This window comes from Rhodococcus sp. MH15 (assembly GCF_019266045.1).
Taxonomy (GTDB): Bacteria; Actinomycetota; Actinomycetes; order Mycobacteriales; family Mycobacteriaceae; genus Rhodococcus_F; species Rhodococcus_F qingshengii.
This window is the reverse complement of the sequence record NZ_LPNP01000062.1, coordinates 456-1,264: the sequence shown is the minus strand read 5'-3', so window position 1 is coordinate 1,264 and position 809 is coordinate 456. Positions and strand designations below refer to the sequence as shown.

The 809-nt window shown below is 59.5% G+C and carries 1 protein-coding gene; it reads right to left on the bottom strand.

Features of this window, described 5'->3' with window-relative positions; all coding sequences use genetic code 11:
• A partial coding sequence (locus tag ATN37_RS14225) for a DUF6615 family protein (protein ID WP_374103516.1) occupies positions 1-655 on the bottom strand: 655 nt, incomplete at its 3' end.
• Between the last annotated feature and the right edge of the window lie 154 nt (positions 656-809).

Below are 809 nucleotides of genomic sequence, written 5' to 3'. Positions count from 1 at the left end.
TCAGCGGGGAAGGCCTCAGCGGGGAAGGCCCTGGTGGCGGTGGCACGGCGTGTGTGGCGACACGGTCGTTTGCCAGGCACGACCAGGGGAGCGTGTACTCACGGATCGCGGCTAGGGGGACATCATCGATTAGACCCTTAGTGCGTGGGAACCGGTTGAGAAATACGTCTGCGCTGACAGCAGTGATTCGGTCACCGGAGGGACCGAGGCAGCATCTGTGATCGCTGTATCGGACGCCGCGAGCTGCGGGGTTGTAGAGCGCATAGAGACTATGCGCTCCGCTTTTTCGGGCGTAGAGGTCGAGTAGGTCTATCTGCTGCATGCCGGAAGATCGAATTGTGTGCTTGATCTTGTATTTTCCGGCCGGGTGCGCCGGGTGCGCCGGAGGCGTTTGAAGCTTCTTGGCCTGGATGACAAGGTGAAACCATTTACTCGACCCGTCCGAGATCCACCATTCCCAGTCCGCCCCGTAGCGGGATTCCTCTCTACGATTGAAGGCTCCGACGTGGAGTTCGGGAATGGTTTTCGTGAGGTTCAGCAAGATCCGCTCGGTGGTTCCTTCTTCGCCTTGACGGATGTTGTGACGTTCTCCATCCCTGAAGTTTCGGCCGGCGCTTTGTGCGTTCCTGAACAACGCTGTTGCGAGTCGCGTCATGACTGGGCCAGGCGTGGAAGAAGTTGGAGTTGGCACGTGTATCCCGTCGGTCGGTTGGGCCGCCGGACAAGGGTTGCCGGCGTCAGAGGATCGCAGGTCTGGGAGCGAACGCTTAGAAATCTACCGGTCGTTTTGCAGTACGCAGAAGTGCACT